The following is a 21988-nucleotide window of genomic DNA, read 5'->3' as shown; positions in this document are numbered from 1 at the left end:
GGCGTGTTGTTGTTATGAGCGGCTCATAACAACAACACGCCGCAGATCAACGAGGGGGAGGGCGCGGCTGGGCGGGTTATTTGAAGCGGACTTCGGCGGACATCGGGCGGTGGTCGGAGGTCGTGGTGCGGTCGGCGGGGACGCTGCAGGAGACGGCGGCCGACTTGGTGATGAAGAGGTAGTCGGTCTTCTCGACGGCGGTGCCCCGCCAGTCCTGCCGGGTGTTCGCGCCCGTGCGGGACGTCCCCGTCTGGTCGCACTCGTCGTAGGCGGCGTAGAGCGGGTCGAGGGCGGGGCTGTCCGGGCCGGCGGCGAAGTCGCCGCCGAGGAGGACGCGGCCGGTCCCGGCGAGCGTCGCGAGCGCGCGGGCCTCCTTCTGCCGCCACTCGTCGCCCTCGGCCTGGCTGAGCTGGGTGACGCACACCCGCGTGGCCCAGGACGGGACCTCGCCGCACAGCGCGATACGGCTCCGGCCGGGCGGCGCCGGGAGCTTGGCCTGGCGGGTCGCGGTCAGCGGCGCCTCGGTGCCGAGCGCGACGCCGGCCCGGCCCTGGCCCTGCGCGCAGGACGAGCCGTCGGGGGACGCGGCGAACGCCCACGTCCACGCCCCCATGCTCTTCTTGAACGTGCGCACGTGCCCTTCGCAGACCTCCTGCAGCAGGACGGCGTTCGTCTTGACCTTGCGTCCGCCGACCTCGGTGGCGTGCATCCGCTGGACGATCTGCTTGGTGAGCTTCGCCGGCGCGGCACCGGACGGGCAGCCGGACCCGCCGCACACGTTCCAGGTGACCGCGTTGATCGTCACGGCGGGCGGGGGTTCGGCGGCGCCGTCGGCGTGGGCGGGGCCGCCGCTGCCCGGCAGGCCCTCGATACTCGCGCCGGCGGCGGCGATGGTGACGACCGCGGCGGCGGCGCAGACCGAGAGGAGCGGAATCAGGGCGCGGGGGGATCGCACACATTCTCCAGAATGAGGCTACTGCGGGGGGTGATGTCGGAATCTCACCACATCAAGATCGCATCCGCCACCGGTTCGCACGACCGCGCGGTCACTCATGATCCGACGATCTTCCGCCGCGGCCCAGACTAGAGGGGCCGGCGGATGCCTCCGCCGGGCCCCTGCCCGCTCTCCGGCCCGCTCGCCGACGCGCTCGCCGGCCCGCTCGCGGCGCGCTAGTCGAGCAGCGCGCCGACCGTGCCGGCCCCGACCGTCCGGCCGCCCTCGCGGATCGCGAAGCCGAGCCCCTCGGTCATCGCGACCGGCCGGCCCAGCTCGACGGCCATCTCGACGGTGTCGCCGGGCATGGCCATGCCGCCGTCGCCGCCGAGGTCGATGCCGCCGACCACGTCCGTCGTCCGGAAGTGGAACTGCGGCCGGTAACCGTGGAAGAACGGCCTGGACCGTCCGCCCTCGGCGGCCGTCAGCACCCGGACTCGCGCCCGGAACCGCGTGTGCGGCCGGATCGCGCCCGGCGCGCTCACCACCTGCCCGCGCCGCACCTGGTCGCGCTTGACGCCGCGCAGCAGCATGGCCGTGTTGTCACCGGCCTCCGCGTGGTCCATGGCCTGCCCGAAGGTCTCCAGCCCGGTCGCGACGGAGCCGAACGACTCGCCGAGCCCGACGACCTGCACCGCGTCCCCGAGCCGGATCGCGCCCTGCGCCACGACCCCGGTCACGACGGTGCCGCGCCCGGTGATCGTCAGGACGCTCTCGACCGGCATGAGGAACGGCTTGTCCAGCACCCTTCGCGGGACGGGCACGTAGCCGTCGATCGCGTCGAGCAGGTCGCCGATCCGGGCCGTCCAGTACGGGTCGCCCTCCAGCGCCCGCAGCCCGGACACCCGCACGATCGGCACCTCGTCGCCGGGGAACCCGTACTCCGACAGCAGCTCCCTGACCTCCAGCTCGACCAGGTCGAGCAGTTCGGTGTCGTCGACCATGTCGGCCTTGTTCAGCGCCACCACGATGTGCTCGACGCCGACCTGCCGCGCGAGGACGATGTGCTCCCGCGTCTGCGGCATGGCCCCGTCCTGCGCGGACACGACGAGCACGGCCCCGTCCACCTGCGCGGCACCCGAGATCATGTTCTTCACGTAGTCGGCGTGACCCGGCATGTCGACATGGGCGTAGTGCCTGGTCGCGGTCGCGTACTGGACGTGCGCGACGTTGATCGTAATGCCCCGGTCGCGCTCCTCGGGGGCGCGGTCGATGCGGTCGAACGGCACGGCGGACGCGAGCCCGCGCTCGGCGAGCACCTTCGTGATCGCCGCGGTCAGCGTCGTCTTGCCGTGGTCGACGTGCCCCATCGTCCCGATGTTGATGTGGGGCTTGTCGCGCTCGTAGAGCTGCTTGGCCATCGGCCCTGTCCTCACTGGTGGATCCGGTGAGAACCCATGCTCGAAACCACCCCCCTCCGCTGGTTCTCCGGAAGGTGGGACGGAGAGGGGTCAGCGTCGCAGGCCGCCGAAGACTGCGCAGAAGGCAGCCGGCACCGCGCTCAGCGGGGCGATGCCCGCGAGCGTCCTGGTGCCGGCTGCGAAGAACATGCTCCGGACATTACGGGCGGCTCCCCAGGAAGTCGACCGATTTTCCGCACTGTTCGCCGAGCGTTACGCGGGCCTCCGCAACAGCAGCAAGCCGGCGGCGGCGCCGGCGAACTGGAAGGCGGCGATCGCCAGGACCAGCCCGACGGGCCCGATGGCGTCCGCGGCGACGGCGGTCAGCGCGGCGCCCACCGCGGACGCGCCGATCTTGAGGCTGCCCGCCGTCGTGTTGACCTGGCCGAGCCGGTCGGGCGGCGACTCGCGCTGCCGGAGCATCAGCGTGGCCGCGAACACCGGACCCTCCGCGATCCCGGCCGCCACGAACGCCGCCGTCGCCCACGGCAGCGACGGCGCCACGGCGAGCGCGGCGAGCGCCGCCCCGAACGCGACCAGCCCGGCGAGCATGACCGGCTCGGCGTGCTTCGGGGTCAGCCACCGGCTGGACGCCAGCGACCCGATCAGCGACCCGACCGCCAGCGCGACGAGCAGCCGCCCGCCCGCGCTCGGCGCGGCCCCGATGTGCTCGGCGAGCAGCACCGCCGTCACCGCGACGCCGCCGAACCCCGTCCAGGCGAGCGTCGTGGCCACCGTCAGCGCCCGCAGCACCCGCCCCTCGGCCAGCACGACGAGTCCGCCCGTGATCACCGAGAGCAGCCCGCCGGCCTTGCGCGTCTCCGCGTCGGCCGCCCGGGCGGACGAGGCCATCTCGGCCGTGCTGCCCGCGTCCGCCCCGGCGACGCCGACCGCGCCCGCCGGCTGCGGCCCCCGGTCGGAAAGCTCTGGGACGTCCGGGCCCGGGAAGGGGAGCAGCGGCAGTGTCAGCAGGCCCAGCACCCCGACGGCGACCACCGCCGTACCCGCGTACTCGCCACCGGCCAGCGCGGCCAGGCCCGCCGCCAGGCCGGGGCCCGCGATGCCCGCGAGGTTGTAGCTGGACGCCTCCAGCCCATAGGCGCGCGAAAGCCGTCCGGCCGGGACGAACCGGGGCAGCAGGCTGGTCAGCGCGACGACGATCGGCTCGGTGCACCCGATCACGGCCGCCGCGCACAGCGCGAGGAAGATCGGCGAGCTGCCCGCCATCACCAGCAACAGCGCGGTCGCTACGGCGTAGCAGGCGGCGAGGGCGACGGCGATGGAACGCGGACGCCCTGCCCGGTCCAGGGCGTTGCCGATGATCGGCCCGCTCAGCACGTACGGCAGCGTCATGGCGGTCTGCAGGTAGCCGGCGGTGGCCGCGTGCCCCGTCCGCGCCTGGACGGTCAGGACCAGCGCCGTCGCGACGCCCTCCGCCGACACCCGCAGCATCGTCGCCGACGTGAGGTGAAGCGGCAGCGCCGCGCTCCGTCCGATCACGCTCGCATGCTGGCACATGCCTAAACTGCGAGAGTGACGGCAGCGAAGGCAGTGCACGAGCACCGGGTCACCAGCGAGGTCGGACGGCTGCGGACCGTTCTGCTGCACCGTCCGGGCGCGGAACTGAAACGCCTCACCCCGCGCAACAGCGACAAGCTGCTGTTCGACGCGATCCCGTGGGCCGGCCGCGCCCAGGAGGAGCACGACGCGTTCGCGGAGGCCCTGCGCTCGCGCGGCGTCGAGGTCCTCTACCTGACCGAGCTGCTGCAGGACGCCCTGGAGTACGAGCCGGCCCGCGCCCAGGCGATCGCCGACGCCACCGTCGACCTGCGCCTCGGCGACCAGCTCCGCCGCATCGTCGAGGACTGCCTGCGCGACCTCGACCCCGAGAACCTCACCCAGACCCTGATCGGCGGTCTCGCTCACGAGGAGCTGAAGTCCGGACACGGCCTGGTCTACCGCCTGATGGACACGCTCGACTTCATCATCGACCCCCTTCCCGGCCTGCTGTTCACCCGTGACAACAGCACCTGGATCGGCGACCGCGTAGCGGTGACGAGCCTCGCGATGGAAGCCCGCCGCCGCGAGTCGGCCCTGACCGCCCTGGTCTACGCCCACCACCCGCGCTTCGCCGCCGTGGAACCGGTGTACTCGCCGTCCCTGGAACATGTGGAGGGGGGCGACGTCCTCCTGCTCTCCCCGGGCGTGATCGCCATAGGAACGGGCGAGCGCACCACCCCCGCCGGCGTAGAACGTCTGGCCCGGCAGGTCTTCAAGGCGAACCTGGCGCACACCGTCCTGGCAGTGCCCATCGCTCAGGAACGAGCGACCATGCACCTGGACACGGTCTGCACCATGGTCGACGTGGACACCGTCGTGATGTACCCACCGGTCGCGCACTCCCTGATGGCCCACAAGGTCACCCTCACCAATGGCGACCTGCGCGTATCAGAGCCGCGCCCCTTCCTGGAAGCCGCCGCCGAGGCAATGCAACTCGACCGCCTGAAAGTCATCGACACCGGCTTGGACCCGGTGACCGCCGAACGCGAACAATGGGACGACGGCAACAACACCCTCGCCGTTGCGCCCCGCCTATGCGTCGCCTACGAACGCAACATGGAGACGAATGCCCAGCTGGAGGCATCGGGCATCGAAGTGATCCGGATCAGCGGCAGCGAACTGGGCACCGGCCGAGGCGGGCCGCGCTGCATGTCCTGCCCCACCCTCCGCGACGACATCTGACGTCGAGCAGGCAGGGCGGCAGGAAAGAATTAAAGAGCTCGGGCGGTGTCGACGGGGGCACGACAGCGCCCGAGCTTGGAGAGGACCATACAAGGTAGGGCGGGGTTCCTTCCAGGCGGGGTCCTCCTATGCCGGATATGCCCTACTTGGAGCCGTTCTATTCGTGGTTCCGTTGTAGAAATCTTGGTCCGGCTCGTCCAGGAGGTCCGGGAAGTCGGCCAGATCGGGGACCGCGTGCATCCCCACCGGGTCGGACATCCCGTTCCCGCTCGCCGACTCGGGCGCCCGCACGACGGCCCAGACCGTGGTGGAGTCGTCGTCGTGGCGTACTCCCCAGCCGTCGGACAGGGCCTCGACGATGCCGAGTCCGCGCCCGCCGAGCGAGGACAGCGTCCCCGGGCCGCGCCGGGGCTCGGTCATTGCGCCGCCGTCGCTGACCTCGAGTTCGAGGACGTCGCCGCGGCGCAGCCAGCAGACCCTGACCTGGCCGGACGGCAGCGGCCGCGCGTGCCGCAGGGCGTTGCTGATGAGCTCGCTCAGGATGACGCTGGCATCGTCCACGACGGTCTCGTACACCCCCGAGTCGGCCAGTTCCGAGCTGAGGCGCTTCCGGGCGACCGCGACACTGGACGGTGCGTGTGGCAGCAGTACGACGCTCGACGCTCTCACCTCCCCGTGGTTCCGCTTACTCGGACGAGTCCCGCCGTCGTCGCTCTTCCAGTACGACCGAAATGCCCTGATGTTCGCGCCCGGAAACCCGGACGATTCACCACATCACCTGCACAACGAGTCACCGGCCGTCCGGTCACGGTGATCACCCCCGGAACGGAATCTCGTCACCAACGGCAACCATCAAAGGATCTATCCAGCCAACGGCGGACTTACTCCTCGCGCGCGCGTTTCGTCCATCACACCCCGCGGTCACCGTACTTTCTCGCACCAGCCCAGGTTGCCACCCGTCGAGACCGCTGAACGCCCAGGTCACACCGGTCTCACCCGGCCGTCCGGGAGGGAGTGTCGTCACGGTGAGTAACCAAAACCGGTCATCAGGCGCCGCGCAGCACGAGGCGCATGCAGGTTCCGTCGCCCGCACGCGCACCACCTGCGGGTCCGCGGCCGCCCGCGGCGGCGAGCAGGGCGCTCGGGCCGCCGCTGGCCCGTTCCATTTCGGGTAGTTCGCGGCTTACCGGTACTTTGCGTGATTGCGTGTGACTTCTCTCACGTTCGGCCGGATGAGCTGAGATTCTCCCGCCCTGTGCCTCCGTCAGCCGCTTGACGATGTAGAGACCGAGCCCGATTCCACCGAAGCGGCGGCGGTCGCCGGCATCGCCCTGGACGAACCGCTCGAAGATCCGCTCATGGTCGCCGGGCGGGATGCCGATGCCCTCGTCCACGACCGTGACGACGATATCGGAGCCCTCGCAGCGGGCGCGGACGCTGACCGTCCCGCCGTCCGGGGAGTACTTGAACGCGTTCTCCAGCAGCTGCCCGAGGACGATGTCGGTCGCCATCGCGTCCCCCTGGCACGGCGGCAGGCCGGGCTCGATCTCCAGCTCCACGCGGTGCAGCGGCGACAGGGACCGGAACCCGCCGACGACGCCCTCCAGCACCCGGGTCAGGTCGAACGACTCGATCGTCACGGCCAGCTCGTCGGCGCCCGCGCGCGAGCCGAGCAGCAGGTGCTCGACCAGGCGGCCGAGGGACTGGGCGCGCTCGGCGATCGTGGCGACGGCGGCGCGGCGGTCGTCGTCGGCCAGCTCGTCCCACCGGTTGACCAGCGTGGACGCGAAGCCCTGCACGACCGTGATCGGGGTGCGCAGCTCGTGGCTGGTCGTCGCCAGGAAGAGATCCTTGGCCTCTTCGAGGGCCTTGGCCTCGGACACGTCGCGGAAGTCGACCACCAGCTCGCCGGTCTCCTCGATCTCGGCGGCCAGCACGTTCAGCCACATCCCGGACTCCCACCGGAACGTGAGCATCTCCCCCAATTCCGGCATGGCGAACGGCAGCGGGCGCCCGATCGCGTCCTCCGGCGGGATGCCGGTGAGGGTGTGCGCGGCCGGGTTCCACTGCCGGACGACCAGGTCGGGATCGAGGACGGCGATGCCGTCGGCGCTGGAGTCGATCACCGCGCGCTCGTGCGCCCGCTGCCGGACGACCTCCGCGTACGCGACGGCGTTCCCGACCGCGACGCCGGCGTGCCCGGCGAGCAGTTCCAGCAGCTCCAGCTCGGTGTGCCCGGCCTTGCTGCCGGAGAACAGCGCGTAGAGCGCCCCGTACGGCCGGTTCTGCAGATAGGACAGCCCGAGTGCGATCGTGTGCAGACCGGGCAGTTCGGACCAGATCAGGTCGCCGAGCCGCTGCTCACCGGTCGCGAGCTTGACGGTCTTGCCCGACCGCAGCAGCTCCCCGACGAGGCTCGGCCGCAGCTCGGCCGACCGCCCGCGCATGTGCTCCGGCAGGCCGGACATGCTGACCAGCCGCAGCCGCTCCCCCTCGATCCGGACGAACCCGCCCGCGTCGGCGCCGGTCAGCTCGATCAGCGCGGTGGTGATCCGGTCGAGGACGACGCCGAGGTCGAGTTCGGCGTTCAGGTCGGCGACGATGTCGTTCAGCCGCCGGACGAGCCGGGCCCGCTCGGTCATGTGGTGCTGGACGATGTCGTCCTCCTCGACCGGGTGGTACACGCCCACCCAGCCGAGCAGCGTCCCGTTCGGGTCCTTCAGCAGGCTCGTGTCGATGCGCACGTCGATGAGGCGGCCGTCCCGGTGGAAGCGGCGGGTCGCGATCGAGATCTGCCCGTTGTCGCCCTCGCCGGCGGGCCGGGTGAGCAACCGCTCCTGAACGGCGTTGTGCTCGGCCTTCAGCTCGTCCGGGACGATCGGCGGGACGCGCCCGATCATCTCCGCGGCGCTCCAGCCGAACATGCGCTCGGCGGCCGGGTTCCACACGGTCACCCGATGCCGCTGGTCAACGGCCACGATGGCGTCGGCGGCGCTCTCGATGACGGCCCGCGCGATCGGATCGTGGACGTGCTGGTACACGCCTGTCATCGTGCCACCGGACTCCGGCACGCCGCCGGGTAACTTGCATCGAAAATTGCCACGTGAACCTTACCTTTTGGTAAGGCTACCGCCTGGTAATCCTGCCGATGAGCAGCGCGGCGACCGCTGCGACCAGGAACGACAGCAGCGAGGCGCTCATCCAGCTCTGCGGGGCGAAGTGCAGCGCGTCCTGGACGTCCCGCCAGAAGCCCGCCCAGCGCTCGACCGTGCCGGGGTTGATCAACTGGTAGACGACGAACCCGACCGCCCAGGCCGCGATCATCCCCCAGCGCGACGGCGCCCGCCGGGACACGTCCCACCCGTCCAGGTCCGCCTTGCCCCCCGTGGCCGGGCGGCGCCGCCGTCCGAGGAAGAAATCGGCCGCCAGAACGCCCAGCATCGGCACGAACACCGAGCCGATCAGGGTCAGGAAGCCCGCGTAGTCGTCGATGTCGAGGGCCAGCGCGAGGACGGTGATGCCCGCGCCGAGCAGCACGCTCAGCACCCGGCGGTCGGCGCGCGGGAAGAGGTTCTGGATCGACACGGCGGTGGAGTAGGTGTCGGCGAACGACTGGTCCGCCTCCCGCAGCACGAAGATCGCGAAGAACACCACGCCGAGCGAGGCGCCGAGGAACGGGTCGAACACCCGACTGGTGTCGCCCGCGACCAGCGCGAGCGCCAGCAGGCCGAGCACGTAGGCGATGATCTGCGTGACCGAGTAGCCGACGGACGCCGCACCGAACGCCGCCCGCTCCGTCCGGGAATGCCGGGTGTAGTCGGCGGCGACCGGAACCCAGGAGATCGACACCGCCAGTGCCGCGTCCGCGCCGATCCAGAAGCCGCCCCACGACCCCTCCGTGAGGTCGGGCAGCGGCTGCCGGACGAGCTCCACGTAGAAGTAGACGAGCGCGATCGCCACCGCCACCGTCACATACCGGCGCAGAAGCCGCACGGACCCGAGCGGCCACACCGTCAGCACGGTGGTGATCACTCCGGCGGCGACGACGTACCCCCAGCGGGGCACCCCGTCCCACAGCTCGCGGGCCGCGTCCGCGATGACGATCAGCTCGAACGTCCCCCAGCCGACGAGCTGCGCGATGTTCAGGATCGTCGGCGCGTACGACAGCCGCGCGCCGAACAGGCCGCGCAGCAGCACCATCGCGGGCTGGCCGGTGCGGGCCCCCGGGACCGCGGCGAGGCCCAGCATCAGCCCGCCGATGATCGTCCCGACGGCCATCGCGACGATGCCCGCCATGATGGAGATGGTCGGTTTGCCGTCACTGTCCGGCGCCAGGACCGTGTAGGCACCGGAGAAGGCCAGCAGGCTGACACCGAGGTTGGCCCAGAACGCGCTCTGGTCCCAGAACCCGAGGACCTTGGGGGCGGGTTCGTCGAGGGTGAAGGGGACCTCGTTGCTCGGCCGCTCGCCCCGAGGGCGCTTCTCGACATCGGACGTCACGGGACACGCTCCCTACGCCGGCATTACCCGGACAGGTTCATGCGGTCGGCGACGCCCTGGAGGCCGCCCTCTCAGCCCGGCTCTTGGCCCGAGCTCCCGCGGTTATCGGTCGGTCCCGATCGTACAACCGCGCGTCATCCACCAAAAGGGACGATCACGCCACATATGGCGGGACGCCGCCGGTGCCCTCCATCGGACGCCCGGCCTCCGCCCAGCTCTTCATCCCGCCGCCGACGTTCTTCGCCAGCCAGCCCGCCTGGTTCAGCGCCACCGTCACCTGCGCGGACCGCTGCCCGGACCGGCAGATCACGAAGACCTCCCGGTCGCGCGGGATCTCCCCGGCGCGGTCGCCGAGCTGCCGCATGGGGATGTGGACCGCCTCGGGCGCGTGGCCCGCGTCCCATTCGTCCTGCTCACGGACGTCCAGCAGATAGCCGCCCTGCGGAACGTCGGCCGCACCGACGGCCGGCACGTCTTCCCCGAAATTCATCACGCCTCCCATGGAACCGCGCAAACCCACCCCGCGTCGAATCACGTATGCGGTATCGGACGCTCCTGTTCGCCGCACCCGGGCTGGCCATGCTCCTGACCCTGGCCGCCTGCGGCGACGAACAGGCCAACGGAAACCCCGCCGAAGCGCCGTCCGGCACGACGTCCGTTCAGCCCTCCGGCACACCCGCCGACTCACTGACCATCACCGTCAGGGCCTCCGCGGAGGCACCCGCCAAGACCTGGACGCTGACCTGCGATCCACCTGGCGGTACCCACCCGAAGGCCGCCGACGCATGCGCGGCCCTGACCAAGGCCACCGACCCCTTCAAACCCGTCCCGAAGGACCAGATGTGCACCAAGATCTACGGCGGCCCTGAGGTCGCCACGGTCAAGGGCACCTGGCAGACCAAGGACATCGACACCAAGTTCACCCGCCAGGACGGCTGCCAGCTCCACCGCTGGACCGAGGTGGCCCCCGTCTTCGGCACCGTCCCCAAGGTCCGCTGACCAAGCCCTCCCCGTTCGGGCTCGGTCACCCGAGGTCAGGCCCCGGCACCCGCCGGGGCCTGACGCTCCCGCTCAGCCGACCCGGGCGGACCAGCCCCGTCTCGTAGGTCAGGACGACGAGCTGCGCGCGGTCGCGGACCCCGAGTTTGGCCAGGATGCGGCTCACATGGGTCTTGACGGTGGCCGGCGACACCACCAGCCGTCCGGCGATCTCCTCGTTGGACAGCCCCTCGGCCACCAGCGCCAGGATCTGGTGCTCGCGGGCGGTGAGCGTACCCAGTTCCGCGGCCGCCGGCGGAGGGGCGATCCGGGACGCGAACTCGCTGAACAGCCGCCGCGTCACCCTGGGCGCCAGCAGCGCGTCCCCGCGGGCGAGGGCCCGCACGCCCATGATCAGCTCCATCGGTTCGGTGTCCTTCACCAGGAAACCGCTGGCACCCGCCTCGATCGCCCCGTAGACGTAGTCGTCGAACTCGTAGGACGTCAGGATCATCACCCGGACGTCCTCCAGCCGCGGATCGCCGGTGATGCGGCGGGTGGCCTCGATCCCGTCGAGGACCGGCATCTGGACGTCCATGAGGATCACGTCGGGACGGAACTCCACGGCCTGGCGCACGGCCTTCTCGCCGTCCCCGCACTCGGCGACGACCTCCATGTCGTCCGCATCCTCAAGGAGCGCCCGGAAGCCCGCCCGCACCAGGACCTGGTCGTCCGCCAGCGCCACGCGGATCACGCCGTCTTCTCTTCCACGCAGCGGGCCGGCCTCGTCACGCCCCGACCGTAACGACGCAGGGCGGCCGCGTAACCCTCTCTACGCAGTATCCGAGAAGTACTGCCGCCGTAGTAGCCGCCGGCGCCACCGCCTACTCGGCGGTGCTCACAGCCAGCCGCCGAGGCCGCGGCGCCGGCGAACATCTGCGACAGGAACTCGCCGTAGCCCGTCGCCCGTGCCCGAGGGCAAGACGCGCATGGCAGCCGCACGAAGTGTCTGTTCATGTCGTCCGGGAAGGGGGCCGGTATGACGGGGGACGATCTGCGAAGCGTGGTCAAGGGACGGGTCTGGCGGCCGGATGATGACGGGTTCGATGCGGCGCGCAGGGCCTGGAATCTGGCGGTCGAGCAGCCGGTGGCGGCCGTGGTGGAGGCCGCGGACGCCGAGGACGTGGCCGCGCTCGTCCGCTACGCACAACGGTCGGGCCTCACAGTGACCGCCCAGGCCAGCGGTCATGACGCATCGGGCGACGTCGAGGGCACGATCCTGCTGCGCACCACACTGCTGGACGACGTGCGGGTGCGTGCGTCCGAACGGGTGGCTCAGGTAGGCGCGGGGGTGAACTGGGGGCAGGTGCTGTCGGAGGCCGGGCCCCATGGCCTGACCGGGCTGGCAGGCAGCTCGCCGGTGGTCAACGTGACCGGCTACACGCTGGGCGGGGGCCTGTCCTGGTTCGGACGCAAATACGGCTGGGCCGCCGACAGTGTGCGCGCCTTCGACATCGTCGACGCCGACGGAGACCAGCACCGGGTGACCGAGGCGTCCGATGCCGAGTTGTTCTGGGGGCTGAGGGGCGGCGGAGGCGACTTCGCCCTGGTGACGTCACTGGAGTTCGATCTGCACCCGGCGCCCCACCTGTACGGCGGGAGGGTCATCTGGCCGGACGCGCGCGGCGGCGAGGTGTTCGAGCTCTTCCGCGAGATCACCGACAAGGCGCCACCTGAGCTGACCGTCTGGTTCGGCCGGTTCGGGTTCCCCGGGGCCCCGCCCATGGTGGCACTGGACATGACCTACCTGGGCGACCCGGACGAGGGCGCCGCGCTCGTGCGCGGCCTCGCCGGGATCGACGGCGTGATCGGCGACAATCGCGGGCTCGTGGCGGTGGCCGACCTGGGCGACGTCGCCGGCGAGCCGACCACCCCGACCGCCGGGTTGACCCGCACGGAGCTGCTGACGCACCTCGACGAAGCCCTGGTCACCGAGCCGATCGACCCGCTGATCTCCATCCAGATCCGGCACCTGGCCGGTGCGCTGGCCCAGCCCAGCCCCGGCGCGAGCGGAGCGCTGGCCGAGCCGTACCTACTCCTGATGACCGGCGTCGGCCCCGACCCGGACCTCGCACACGCCACCCGCACCCGCCAGCGCCACCTCGCCGAACGATTCGCCGGCGCCATAACCGGACGCAAGCCCTACACGCTGCTGACCCCCGACGAGACCGCCGCTGACGCCTTCCCCGAACCGACCCTCACCCGCCTACGCACCCTGAAGCGCTCCCGCGACCCGCACAACGTCCTCCGCGCCAACCACCCCGTCCTCAAGCAGTGACACCACCCACAAGGGCCACCCCTCGCCTGGGGCCTGCCGCACAACTTGCCCAGAATCCCGAGTTACCCGAACCAGGCAAGTAGCAACAGAAGCAAACTTGCCTGGTTCGCCAACTTTCCTCAGAGAGAAAAGTTGCCCGTCCAAGCAAGTTTGCCTGGATGGTGCCAGTGCCAGGTACCGTGCGCGCGTGGACGAGGGCGAGTTCTGGACCATGATCGACGAGTGCCGGGACGGCAGCGGCGGCGATCTCGCGGCGTTGGCCAACTCCCTGGAGCAACGCCTGGCGATGCTTTCCGCCGATGAGTCGGCCGCCTTCTTCGATCGTTGGCAGGCGGTCGGTGACCGGGCACAGCGTCGGTTGGTGTGGGATGCGGCCTGCGTGCTGCTGGGCTGGACGGGTGACGACTCGTTCGCCGATTTCCGGGCATGGCTGATCACTCGCGGTCGTGCGGCATTCGAGGCCGTCGTCGGCGATCCGGACAACCTTGCCGATATCGCGGACGATCTGCAGGCGACCGTCTGGGCCGTGGCCGAGCAGCTTGACGGGGTCGTCGGCTGGGCGGCCTGTGCGGCCAAGGGGGTCGAGCATCCCGCTGACATCCTGCATGATGCCGTGCTGCGAACCGGCCTCGGCGAAGAGCGTCTCGATCTTGATGACGCGGTGGCGGTACGCGCCCGGCTTCCCCGCGTCTGGGAAGCACGTCACCTGGTCTGATTGAGCAAACGGCCCCAGCCGCCTCGACTCCGGACGCGAACTACTCGGCTCCGGCAACTGGATGTGCATCTGGAGAACGTGGTGTTCCGCGCCGGTTGCGAGTCGCCGTGTTCTTCCAATCGTCCCCCATCGGGGGCACACCATCATGGCCGATCATGGCCGTCCGCCTTCACCTGTTGCGTGAACCTGCACCACGTCGCCGGGGTGAAAGCGAGACACGGCCCTTCCGGGTCCTTGGAGTCTCGTACGCCGATGTTCTCGGGGAGGGCGGCGACTTCGACGCAGTGTTCGCCGCTGGTGCTGTGGGAGGAGCGGCGCCAGGCCGGAGGAGGGACCTCACTCATCTGCTGTCACCGCGTCCCTCGGAAACCCTCCCGGCCGCTTTTCACACGGTTCATGAACTCCCGCCAAGCGGACGGTGTGAACGCCAGCTTGGGGCCGTCCGGATCGACAGAGTCGCGGACGGCGATGAGCCTGGTCATGGCGGTGAGTTCGACGCACTCATTGCCTGTTGCAGTGCTCTTGGAACTCTTCCGCCAGACCGCTGTGGACGAGTCTTGGGAGGGATGCATGGGGTCAGGGTATCTACAGGCCCGCGGCTATTGCGGCGATGAGGGCGGCGCTCTGCTGGTCTTCAAGCGCGGCGTCCCAGATGGCGTCGAACGCAGCGTTGCAGCGAGCGACGTGGTCGGCACCTTCGATGTAGACGTTGCCGTAGATGCCTTCGGAGTAGCCGATGTCGGGGTCCAGCGGGTCGCCGTAGCCGAGGATGATGAACGAGCCTTCGGCTCCGGCGTGGGCGCCGACTGTGTAGGGAAGTGCGCGGACGTCGACGTTGGGACGCTGGGCGGCCCGGTTGAGTTCGGTGAGCTGGTCGCGCATCACCTGTGGACCGCCGATGAGTTGCCGGAGCGCTGATTCGGCGAGGACAGCCTTGAGCGTGGGTGCGCCGGGACGGCTGAGCAGTGTCTTGCGCGCCATGCGTGCGTGGAGCCGTTTGTTGACCTCGTCCGGGTCGTCGGGGACGCCGGCGGAGATGATGGCCCGTGCGTAGTCCTCGGTCTGCAGCAGGCCGGGGATGAGCTGCACATGGTAGGTGCGGATCTCTGATGCCTCGTCTTCCAAACCGACGTATCCGCCGGTGAAGACGCCGGAGTAGGCGGTCCACCAGCCGCGTCGGCCTGCGTCGCGCGCCAGTTGGACGAGTGCGGCGTGTACGGACTCCTCGGTGCCGTACAGGTCGAGGATGCGCCCCACGTCCGCCGCCGTGGCCTTGGTCTTGCCGGCTTCGATCCGGCCGAGCTTGAACCGGTTCCAGCCCAGGGCTGCTGCCGCCTGGTCGAGTGTCATCCCGGCGCGTTCGCGGTGGGCTTTGAGTTCGCGGGCCAAGCGGCGGCCGCGTGCGGTCAGGCTGTGGGGTACCGGTGCCATGGCCCCAGTGTGCCGGAAATGCGTTGCTCTGTGCACGAACAACGCAACAGAAAGTTAAAAAGATCATGCACTGTGCATTGACGTACAGCTCAGAGCATGGCGACAATCCCTTTCGATGGCGCATAGGTGGCCGGAGGCTTGAGCCTCAGCAAGTCCAGGGACGGGCACGCAGCGCCGTAGGCAGAGACAGGGCGGCCCCGGACGCGGTGATAGCAGCACCGGCCGAGGCCTTGATCGGAGGGAGCCCCGATCCATGTGCAACGTAGCGGAATCCGCCCGCTTGGAACGGGTCGGCGTACGCATCGACCAGGTCAGGCGGGACTTGGAGCACCTGTTCCCGGGTGTGGTCGTGTGGTTCGGCCGACGCACCGGGCACTGGTGGGCCATGCTGGGCGATCGCCTTCTGGAGGCCGGGAGCCCGCGGGAGCTCGCGGACATGATCCGTGGGGTCTTCTGCGTCCGTCCTGCGGGGCGGGTGGTCGTGCCGCGGGCGCGGCGGGCGGACGTCGCGTCCGCCATGAGTGCGCCGGGTCGGAGCGGACGCGGCGGGTCCGTCCGGTGATGGGCCCCTATCTGGGCGGTCCTGTGCAGTTGTACGTGTGGGACGTCCGGTCTGGTGGTGGTGGACGGTGTGGTGTTACCGACGACCGGGTCAAGGCGATCAGGGACGTCCACGACACGCTCCGCAAGCTGGAGGGCGGTGCGCGCGGGGTGGTGCGGCGGGTCGGGCTGTCGCCGGTCGGGTTCGCGAAGTACGTCGAACTCGGTCACGTCGGCGAGGCGTGCCGGGACGAGGCGAGCGGTGCCGTGATCTGGCGGGACGCGTGAACGCGGCCGATCACCTCGGTGGCCTGGCCAATGCGCTTGCGGCGGCTGGCTGGTCGACGCGGGGACGGTACGAGGACGTCCCGGCAGTGCTTCTCGTTCCCGGGCCTGGTCACGGCGCGAGCGTGCGCGTCAAGGCGGGGACGGGTGGCGTGCCGTGGTTCATCTCGTCCGGCGGCGACCCGTTGCGGCCCTGCCATGACCTCGCGGGCACGGTCGCCGAGATCGAGGCTCGGTTCGGGACGTCGCCTGTGGTCGGCGGAGATCTCCGTCCGGCGCGGTGGCGGGTATTGGAGAGGATCCGCAGGTTCGGGCGGGCGGCGGGCTAGGGCGGTCGGCGGCGCCGCATTAGCTCTGCGGCGCCGTCGGCCGAGGCGGTTAGATCCAGCCGCCGAGGCTGCGGTTCTGGGAGACGGCCGTGTCGAAGGCCAGGGGGCAGGCCAGGATCAGGGTGCGCATTGGTTCGGGTGGTTGGACGTGCATTTGGAGCACGTAGCGGTCGGCGCCGGTGAACATCTGCGACAGGAACTCGCCGTAGCCTTCGAAGCCGCGCTGCATGCGCGCCAGTTCCTGCTGCTGCCAGTCGGTGACCCGGCCGCTCAGCAGCTCGTAGTAGCCGATCTGCTGCTCCTGCGCGGTCAGGATCTCCCAGCCGCGCAGCGCCCGTTTGCGCAGGTATCCGATGAGGCCGCCCTGCGGGGTCAGCACCTGCATCTGGGGCGTGCCCATGAAGCCGTACGGCTTGTAGAAGAGGAAGTACGGCATCCCGTCGGGGCGGTAGATCGTCAGCTTCCGCTCGGCCTTGGTCTGGCTCGCCTGGTTGAGGACCCGGAACGCCTTCTTGGCGCCGCTCACGCCCTCTTCCCGGACGTAGGCCGCCGGCTGCCCCTGCGGACTCCAGATCGTGTAGTTCGCCTCGGTCGAGAAGAACTGCGCCGGCTGGTCGTAGACGAGGATCGGCGCGCCGTAGAGCGCCGGGAAACCCTGCTGCGGTTGGGCCTGGGGTTGCTGTGGCGGGTAGGCGGGCTGTTGGGGCGGCGCGTATCCGGCCTGTTGGGGCGGGTAGCCGCCGGCCTGCCGGGGCGGGTACGCGGGCTGTTGGGGCGGGTAGCCGTAGCCGGGCTGAGGTGCGTAGGGCGGGGCGGGGGCCGGTCGGGGAGCGCCATAGCCAGGGTGCGGGGCGCCGTATCCGGGGCCGCCCGGTCCGGCGGGTGGGGGTGGGGGGTATCCCATGGCGGCTCCTGACCGAGGTGATCAGCGGGGGTTGCTCGCGACACGATACGCCGCCGCCACACCGGATTCAGGCGGGCCGGGTCACTTCAGGAGGCGGGACATGCGGCGGTCGGCGAGCGGCTTGCCGCCCGTCTGGCAGGTGGGGCAGTACTGGAGCGCCGAATCGGCGAACGAGACCTCCCGGATCGTGTCGCCGCAGACCGGGCATTTCTGGCCTGCCTTCCCGTGTACGCGGAGGCCGGTCTTCTTCTCGCCCTTCAGGTCCTGGGCTTCCAGGCCGCGCGAGCGTTCCACGGCGTCCCGGAGCGTGGTGATGATCGCCTCGTGCAGGACGGCGACGTCCTCCTCGGTGAGCGTCGCGGCGATCTTGAAGGGGGACATCTTCGCGGCGTGCAGGACCTCGTCCGAGTAGGCGTTGCCGATGCCGGCGATCACCTTCTGGTCGCGCAGGAGCCCCTTGATCTGGGTGCGCTTGCCGTTCACGATCCCGGCGAGCGCCTCGGCCGTGAAGGCGTCGTCCAGCGGGTCGGGGCCGAGGGACGCGACGCCCGGGACGTCCGACGGGTCGCGGACGACGTAGACGGCCAGGCCCTTCTTCGTCCCGGCCTCGGTGAGGTCGAATCCCGAGCCGTCGTCCAGGTGGACGCGCAGGGCCAGGGGGTTCTTGCCCCCGGGCCGGACGGGCCTGGCCGGGATCTCGTCCCGCCAGCGCAGCCAGCCGGCGCGGGCCAGGTGGATCACGAGGTGCAGCCCGTCGACGTCCAGGTCGAGGAACTTGCCGTGCCGGGACGCGCCCGTGACCGTCAGCCCGCCGAGCGCCGTCACCGGCGGGTCGTACGTCTTCAGCGCGGAGATGGCGAGAACATCGACGCGGGCGATGACGTGGCCCACCACGCGCTCCCGCAGGAACCCCGCCAGCGCCTCCACCTCAGGTAGCTCAGGCATGCCCTCAGTATCGGTGAATCGGCGAGGTGATTGTCCACAGGGCTGTGGACACCTGTGGAAAACCCTGGGGAGCCACTGTGACCAGGATCTCGAAATAACCCCTAGGGGGTACGGGTTGTCACGGCCGAAGCGTTATGGCAGCATGAGGAACGGAAGATACCCCCCTGGGGTAATAGCGACAAGGAGACGCCGATGAGCACCGCCACCTACACCGTCACCGGGATGACCTGCGGCCACTGCGTGAGCTCGGTCACCGAGGAAGTCGAGCAGATCGCCGGCGTGACCGCCGTGGACGTCGACCTCGAGACCGGCAACGTCACCGTCACCAGCGAGGCCCCCCTCGACGACGCGCAGGTCAAGGGCGCCGTCGAAGAGGCCGGATACCAGCTGCAGTCATGACCGGTGCGCCCCTGCGGGGGCGCGCCCTGACGCGCATCGAGTGGAGTGAATCGGCATGAACAGCGCGACCAAGGTGAGCGCGTACGTCCTGGGCCTCGCCGTCGTCTTCGGCGGCGCGGCCGGGATCGGCAAGGCGGCCGGCCCCATCGGCGGCGCCGCGGAGATGGCCTCCCATGAGGGCGACACCGGCACCGGCCACGGCGGCGGGCACGGCGGGGAGGCCGCGGCGCACGCCCCGGGCGGCCTCCAGGTGTCCGAGGACGGCTACACGCTGGCCCCGCGCACTACGACCGTGACCCCCGGCGAGAAGACCGACTTCCGGTTCACCATCAACGGACCGGACGGCAAGCCCGTCACCGGCTTCACGCCCCTGCACGGCAAGCGCCTGCACCTGATCGTCGCGCAGCGCGACCTGTCCGGCTTCCAGCACCTGCACCCGACCGAGATCGGGGGCGGCGTCTGGACCGTCCCGGTCGAGCTGCCGGAGCCCGGCGTGTACCGGTTCTTCACCGATGTCCGGCCGAACGGCGCGGCGCGCCAGCTCACTCTGGGCACCGACGTCTTCGCGCCGGGCGACATGCGGCGCACGCCACTGCCGAAGCCCGCGCAGGTCGCGAAGGTGGACGGGTACGAGGTCGCCCTCGCCGGCGGCCTCACTCCCGGCAAGTCCACCGAACTCACCCTGACGGTAAGCAAGGACGGCAAGCCGGTCACCGACCTGCAGCCGTACCTGGAAGCGTACGGGCACCTGGTCGCGCTGCGGCAGGGCGATCTCGCCTACCTCCACGTCCACCCGGACGGGGAGCCGGGCGACGGCGAGACGAAGCCGGGCCCCGGCATCACGTTCTTCGCCGAGGCGCCCAGCACCGGCGCATACCGTCTGTACCTGGACTTCAAGCACGACGGCAAGGTCCGGACGGCCGAGTTCACCGTGCACGCCGGCGATGCCGGGGTACCGGCGGACGAGCCGGCGCACGACGACCAGCCCCACACGCACTGACGTCCCCGCACGATCGAGGCAGAGGAGGAGCGATGAGCACGGACACCGAGTCCGGGCGTATCGAGCTGGCGATCGGCGGGATGACGTGCGCGTCGTGCGCCAACCGCATCGAGCGGAAGCTCAACAAGATGGACGGCGTGACCGCGACCGTCAACTACGCCACCGAGAAGGCCAGCGTCGAGTTCTCGCCGGGAGTGTCCCCGGACGAGCTGGTCGCCACGGTCGAGCAGGCCGGCTACAGCGCCGAACTGCCCGCCGCGCCCGCGGCCGGCGCCGCGGCGGAGGCGGAGCCGGACGACGGCCTGCGCCCGCTGCGGGAGCGGCTGATCACCTCGATCGTCCTGTCGGTCCCGGTCATCGCGATGGCGATGATCCCGGCGATCCAGTTCGAGGGCTGGCAGTGGCTGTCGCTGACGCTGGCCGCACCGGTCGTCGTCTACGCGGGCTGGCCGTTCCACCGGGCCGCGGCGATCAACCTGCGGCACGGCGCGGCGACCATGGACACGCTGGTCTCGCTCGGCACGATCGCCGCGTTCGGCTGGTCGCTGTGGGCGCTGTTCTTCGGCACCGCCGGCGAGCTCGGCATCAAGCACGGCTTCGAGTTCTCGATGACCCGCTCGGACGGGTCGATGAACATCTACCTCGAGGCCGCGGCCGGCGTGACCATGTTCATCCTGGCCGGACGCTACTTCGAGAAGCGGTCCAAGCGCCGCGCCGGGGCCGCGCTGCGCGCCCTGCTCGAACTGGGCGCCAAGGAGGTCTCGGTCGTCCGGGACGGGCGCGAGGAGCGCATCCCGGTCGACGCGCTCGCGGCCGGCGACGTGTTCGTCGTCCGTCCCGGCGAGAAGATCGCCACGGACGGGACGGTCGCGGAGGGCTCGTCCGCCGTGGACGCGTCCATGCTGACCGGCGAGTCGGTCCCGGTCGAGGTCGGGCCGGGCGACGCCGTCGTCGGCGCGACCGTGAACGCGGGCGGACGCCTGCTGGTGCGGGCGACCCGCGTCGGCGCAGGCACCCAGCTCGCGCAGATGGCGCGCCTGGTGGAGGAGGCGCAGACCGGCAAGGCGCAGGTGCAGCGGCTCGCCGACCGGATCTCCGGGATCTTCGTCCCGATCGTGATCGCGCTGGCGGCCGGCACGCTCGGCTTCTGGATCGGCACCGGCGAACCCCTCGCCGGGGCGTTCACCGCCGCGGTCGCCGTGCTGATCATCGCCTGCCCGTGCGCCCTCGGCCTGGCCACCCCGACCGCCCTCATGGTCGGGACGGGACGCGGCGCGCAGCTCGGCATCCTGATCAAGGGCCCCGAGGTGCTGGAGTCGACCCGCGCGATCGACACCGTCGTCCTGGACAAGACCGGCACCGTCACCACCGGCCGCATGGCCCTGGTGGACGTCATCACGGCCGACGGGGTCACCGAGGCCGAGGTCCTGCGGCTGGCCGGGGCGCTGGAGAACGCGTCCGAGCACCCCATCGCGCAGGCCATCGCCAAGGGAGCGGTGGAGCGGGGCGGCGAGCTGGGCGAGGTCGAGGACTTCGCGAACGTCGAGGGCCTCGGCGTCCAGGGAATGGTGGACGGCCACGGCGTCCTCGCGGGACGCCCGCAGTTGCTCGCCGAGTGGTCGCAGCACCTGACGCCCGACCTGGAGCGCGCCATGGAGAAGGCGCAGTCGCTCGGCCACACGGCCGTCGCGGTCGGCTGGGACGGCGCGGCCCGCGCGGTGATCACCGTCGCCGACCAGGTCAAGCCGACCTCCCGCGAGGCGATCGACCAGCTCAAGTCGCTGGGCCTGCGTCCGGTCCTGCTGACCGGGGACAACGCGACGGTGGCCCGCACGGTCGCGGACACGGTCGGCATCGAGGAGGTCATCGCCGACGTCCTGCCCCAGGACAAGGTGGACGTCGTCAAGCGCCTGCAGTCCGAGGGCCGGACCGTGGCGATGGTCGGCGACGGCGTCAACGACGCCGCCGCGCTCGCCCAGGCCGACCTGGGCCTGGCGATGGGCACCGGGACGGACGTGGCGATCGAGGCGTCCGACCTGACCCTGGTGCGCGGCGACCTGCGGGCCGCGGCCGACGCGATCCGGCTGTCGCGCCGGACGCTCGGCACGATCAAGGGCAACCTGTTCTGGGCGTTCGCCTACAACGTGGCGGCCCTGCCGCTCGCGGCGACCGGCCTGCTCACCCCGATGATCGCGGGAGGCGCGATGGCGTTCTCCTCGGTGTTCGTGGTCAGCAACAGCCTCCGCCTGCGCCGCTTCAAGGCCCTGACCGCCCACGCGAACAGCCCCGCGAGCTGACCCGCGAGCTGACCTGCGAGCTGACCTGCGAGCTGACCCGCGAGCTGAGCGCGCCCGCAGAGCGCGCGGCCCCCACCCGGGGACCGCGCGCTCACGCGTGCGAGCGGCATCCTCGCCGCTTGTTTCACGGGAAACAGATCAGATCAGCGCCTAAGCCCGGCAGCGGTCCGACCTGGAGCGCAGGCGCACCG

The 21988-nt window shown here is 70.9% G+C and carries 21 protein-coding genes and 1 riboswitch; of the genes, 8 read left to right on the top strand and 13 right to left on the bottom strand.

What is annotated here, in order from left to right; all coding sequences use genetic code 11:
• Nucleotides 1-76 precede the first annotated feature (76 nt).
• The 3 genes from ABZ806_RS36045 to ABZ806_RS36035 form a co-directional block, all read right to left on the bottom strand.
• Nucleotides 77-955: an endonuclease/exonuclease/phosphatase family protein gene (locus ABZ806_RS36045; RefSeq protein ID WP_500222396.1), complete on the bottom strand. Its 879-nt coding sequence runs from the start codon at nucleotides 953-955 to the stop codon at nucleotides 77-79.
• A 215-nt stretch (nucleotides 956-1170) separates the two neighbouring features.
• Entirely contained in the window at nucleotides 1171-2355 is a 1185-nt protein-coding gene (tuf, locus tag ABZ806_RS36040; RefSeq protein ID WP_500222392.1) for an elongation factor Tu, read from the bottom strand.
• Between the two features lie 252 nt (nucleotides 2356-2607).
• Nucleotides 2608-3894, bottom strand: coding sequence for an MFS transporter (locus ABZ806_RS36035; RefSeq protein WP_500222387.1), 1287 nt, complete (start codon nucleotides 3892-3894; stop codon nucleotides 2608-2610).
• Between the two features lie 33 nt (nucleotides 3895-3927).
• Here ABZ806_RS36035 and ABZ806_RS36030 point away from each other — a divergent pair, with 33 nt between their 5' ends.
• Entirely contained in the window at nucleotides 3928-5136 is a 1209-nt protein-coding gene (locus ABZ806_RS36030) for an arginine deiminase (protein ID WP_500222382.1), read from the top strand.
• Nucleotides 5137-5262: 126 nt separating this feature from the next.
• Here ABZ806_RS36030 and ABZ806_RS36025 read toward each other — a convergent pair whose 3' ends face one another.
• The 4 genes from ABZ806_RS36025 to ABZ806_RS36010 form a co-directional block, all read right to left on the bottom strand.
• Complete coding sequence (locus ABZ806_RS36025; RefSeq protein WP_500222379.1) at nucleotides 5263-5805, bottom strand: ATP-binding protein; 543 nt, start codon at nucleotides 5803-5805, stop codon at nucleotides 5263-5265.
• A gap of 377 nt (nucleotides 5806-6182) precedes the next feature.
• Nucleotides 6183-8177: a PAS domain S-box protein gene (locus tag ABZ806_RS36020; RefSeq protein WP_500222375.1), complete on the bottom strand. Its 1995-nt coding sequence runs from the start codon at nucleotides 8175-8177 to the stop codon at nucleotides 6183-6185.
• A gap of 85 nt (nucleotides 8178-8262) precedes the next feature.
• Nucleotides 8263-9636, bottom strand: a complete 1374-nt coding sequence (locus tag ABZ806_RS36015) for a purine-cytosine permease family protein (RefSeq protein ID WP_500222372.1) — start codon at nucleotides 9634-9636, stop codon at nucleotides 8263-8265.
• Nucleotides 9629-9746: riboswitch (TPP riboswitch) on the bottom strand. (Overlaps the previous gene by 8 nt.)
• A gap of 44 nt (nucleotides 9747-9790) precedes the next feature.
• Nucleotides 9791-10126, bottom strand: a complete 336-nt coding sequence (locus tag ABZ806_RS36010) for a rhodanese-like domain-containing protein (RefSeq protein WP_500222368.1) — start codon at nucleotides 10124-10126, stop codon at nucleotides 9791-9793.
• A gap of 47 nt (nucleotides 10127-10173) precedes the next feature.
• Here ABZ806_RS36010 and ABZ806_RS36005 point away from each other — a divergent pair, with 47 nt between their 5' ends.
• Nucleotides 10174-10635 carry an SSI family serine proteinase inhibitor gene (locus ABZ806_RS36005; protein WP_500222365.1) on the top strand — a complete coding sequence of 154 codons (462 nt, stop codon included), beginning with the start codon at nucleotides 10174-10176 and terminating at the stop codon, nucleotides 10633-10635.
• Nucleotides 10636-10660: 25 nt separating this feature from the next.
• Here ABZ806_RS36005 and ABZ806_RS36000 read toward each other — a convergent pair whose 3' ends face one another.
• Nucleotides 10661-11368: a response regulator gene (locus tag ABZ806_RS36000; RefSeq protein ID WP_500222361.1), complete on the bottom strand. Its 708-nt coding sequence runs from the start codon at nucleotides 11366-11368 to the stop codon at nucleotides 10661-10663.
• A 285-nt stretch (nucleotides 11369-11653) separates the two neighbouring features.
• Here ABZ806_RS36000 and ABZ806_RS35995 point away from each other — a divergent pair, with 285 nt between their 5' ends.
• Nucleotides 11654-12952: an FAD-binding oxidoreductase gene (locus ABZ806_RS35995; protein WP_500222357.1), complete on the top strand. Its 1299-nt coding sequence runs from the start codon at nucleotides 11654-11656 to the stop codon at nucleotides 12950-12952.
• 187 nt (nucleotides 12953-13139) lie between these two features.
• Nucleotides 13140-13667 (top strand): DUF4240 domain-containing protein, encoded by a 528-nt coding sequence (locus tag ABZ806_RS35990; protein WP_500222354.1) that lies wholly within the window; start codon nucleotides 13140-13142, stop codon nucleotides 13665-13667.
• A gap of 143 nt (nucleotides 13668-13810) precedes the next feature.
• Here ABZ806_RS35990 and ABZ806_RS35985 read toward each other — a convergent pair whose 3' ends face one another.
• The 3 genes from ABZ806_RS35985 to ABZ806_RS35975 are packed head-to-tail and all read right to left on the bottom strand — an operon-like array spanning nucleotide 13811 to nucleotide 15098.
• Entirely contained in the window at nucleotides 13811-14011 is a 201-nt protein-coding gene (locus tag ABZ806_RS35985) for a DUF397 domain-containing protein (RefSeq protein WP_500222351.1), read from the bottom strand.
• A 6-nt stretch (nucleotides 14012-14017) separates the two neighbouring features.
• Entirely contained in the window at nucleotides 14018-14239 is a 222-nt protein-coding gene (locus ABZ806_RS35980) for a DUF397 domain-containing protein (protein WP_500222348.1), read from the bottom strand.
• Between the two features lie 13 nt (nucleotides 14240-14252).
• Entirely contained in the window at nucleotides 14253-15098 is an 846-nt protein-coding gene (locus ABZ806_RS35975) for a helix-turn-helix domain-containing protein (RefSeq protein ID WP_500222345.1), read from the bottom strand.
• A 561-nt stretch (nucleotides 15099-15659) separates the two neighbouring features.
• Between ABZ806_RS35975 and ABZ806_RS35970 the strand changes: the two genes are divergently transcribed.
• Nucleotides 15660-15926: a hypothetical protein gene (locus tag ABZ806_RS35970; RefSeq protein WP_500222341.1), complete on the top strand. Its 267-nt coding sequence runs from the start codon at nucleotides 15660-15662 to the stop codon at nucleotides 15924-15926.
• 375 nt (nucleotides 15927-16301) lie between these two features.
• Here the strand turns inward: ABZ806_RS35970 and ABZ806_RS35965 are convergent, their stop codons facing one another.
• A complete protein-coding gene (locus ABZ806_RS35965) occupies nucleotides 16302-17156 on the bottom strand; it encodes an LURP-one-related/scramblase family protein (protein ID WP_500222339.1) in 855 nt (284 codons plus the stop codon).
• Nucleotides 17157-17237: 81 nt separating this feature from the next.
• On the bottom strand, nucleotides 17238-18101 hold the full coding sequence (locus tag ABZ806_RS35960) for an Fpg/Nei family DNA glycosylase (protein ID WP_500222337.1): 864 nt from the start codon (nucleotides 18099-18101) through the stop codon (nucleotides 17238-17240).
• A gap of 192 nt (nucleotides 18102-18293) precedes the next feature.
• Between ABZ806_RS35960 and ABZ806_RS35955 the strand changes: the two genes are divergently transcribed.
• Genes ABZ806_RS35955 through ABZ806_RS35945 form a run of 3 tightly spaced genes read left to right on the top strand, consistent with a single transcriptional unit; the run spans nucleotide 18294 to nucleotide 21797 of the window.
• Complete coding sequence (locus ABZ806_RS35955) at nucleotides 18294-18500, top strand: heavy-metal-associated domain-containing protein (RefSeq protein ID WP_500222331.1); 207 nt, start codon at nucleotides 18294-18296, stop codon at nucleotides 18498-18500.
• A 55-nt stretch (nucleotides 18501-18555) separates the two neighbouring features.
• Nucleotides 18556-19500 (top strand): DUF8832 domain-containing protein, encoded by a 945-nt coding sequence (locus tag ABZ806_RS35950; protein WP_500222329.1) that lies wholly within the window; start codon nucleotides 18556-18558, stop codon nucleotides 19498-19500.
• 32 nt (nucleotides 19501-19532) lie between these two features.
• Nucleotides 19533-21797, top strand: coding sequence for a heavy metal translocating P-type ATPase (locus ABZ806_RS35945; RefSeq protein ID WP_500222325.1), 2265 nt, complete (start codon nucleotides 19533-19535; stop codon nucleotides 21795-21797).
• Nucleotides 21798-21988 lie beyond the last annotated feature (191 nt).

It is taken from the genome of Spirillospora sp. NPDC047418, assembly GCF_040643275.1.
Lineage (GTDB): Bacteria > Actinomycetota > Actinomycetes > Streptosporangiales > Streptosporangiaceae > Spirillospora.
This window is presented reverse-complemented; position numbering and strand designations above follow the sequence as displayed.

Bases quoted from the DNA above. Each gene is read 5' to 3' on its own strand.
- tuf (WP_500222392.1), bottom strand. From the start codon at position 2,355: ATGGCCAAGCAGCTCTACGAGCGCGACAAGCCCCACATCAACATCGGG.
- ABZ806_RS36010 (WP_500222368.1), bottom strand. From the start codon at position 10,126: ATGAATTTCGGGGAAGACGTGCCGGCCGTCGGTGCGGCCGACGTTCCG.
- ABZ806_RS36005 (WP_500222365.1), top strand. From the start codon at position 10,174: ATGCGGTATCGGACGCTCCTGTTCGCCGCACCCGGGCTGGCCATGCTC.
- ABZ806_RS35995 (WP_500222357.1), top strand. From the start codon at position 11,654: ATGACGGGGGACGATCTGCGAAGCGTGGTCAAGGGACGGGTCTGGCGG.
- ABZ806_RS35985 (WP_500222351.1), bottom strand. From the start codon at position 14,011: ATGAGTGAGGTCCCTCCTCCGGCCTGGCGCCGCTCCTCCCACAGCACC.
- ABZ806_RS35980 (WP_500222348.1), bottom strand. From the start codon at position 14,239: ATGCATCCCTCCCAAGACTCGTCCACAGCGGTCTGGCGGAAGAGTTCC.
- ABZ806_RS35975 (WP_500222345.1), bottom strand. From the start codon at position 15,098: ATGGCACCGGTACCCCACAGCCTGACCGCACGCGGCCGCCGCTTGGCC.
- ABZ806_RS35970 (WP_500222341.1), top strand. From the start codon at position 15,660: ATGGGCCCCTATCTGGGCGGTCCTGTGCAGTTGTACGTGTGGGACGTC.
- ABZ806_RS35965 (WP_500222339.1), bottom strand. From the start codon at position 17,156: ATGGGATACCCCCCACCCCCACCCGCCGGACCGGGCGGCCCCGGATAC.
- ABZ806_RS35960 (WP_500222337.1), bottom strand. From the start codon at position 18,101: ATGCCTGAGCTACCTGAGGTGGAGGCGCTGGCGGGGTTCCTGCGGGAG.
- ABZ806_RS35955 (WP_500222331.1), top strand. From the start codon at position 18,294: ATGAGCACCGCCACCTACACCGTCACCGGGATGACCTGCGGCCACTGC.
- ABZ806_RS35950 (WP_500222329.1), top strand. From the start codon at position 18,556: ATGAACAGCGCGACCAAGGTGAGCGCGTACGTCCTGGGCCTCGCCGTC.
- ABZ806_RS35945 (WP_500222325.1), top strand. From the start codon at position 19,533: ATGAGCACGGACACCGAGTCCGGGCGTATCGAGCTGGCGATCGGCGGG.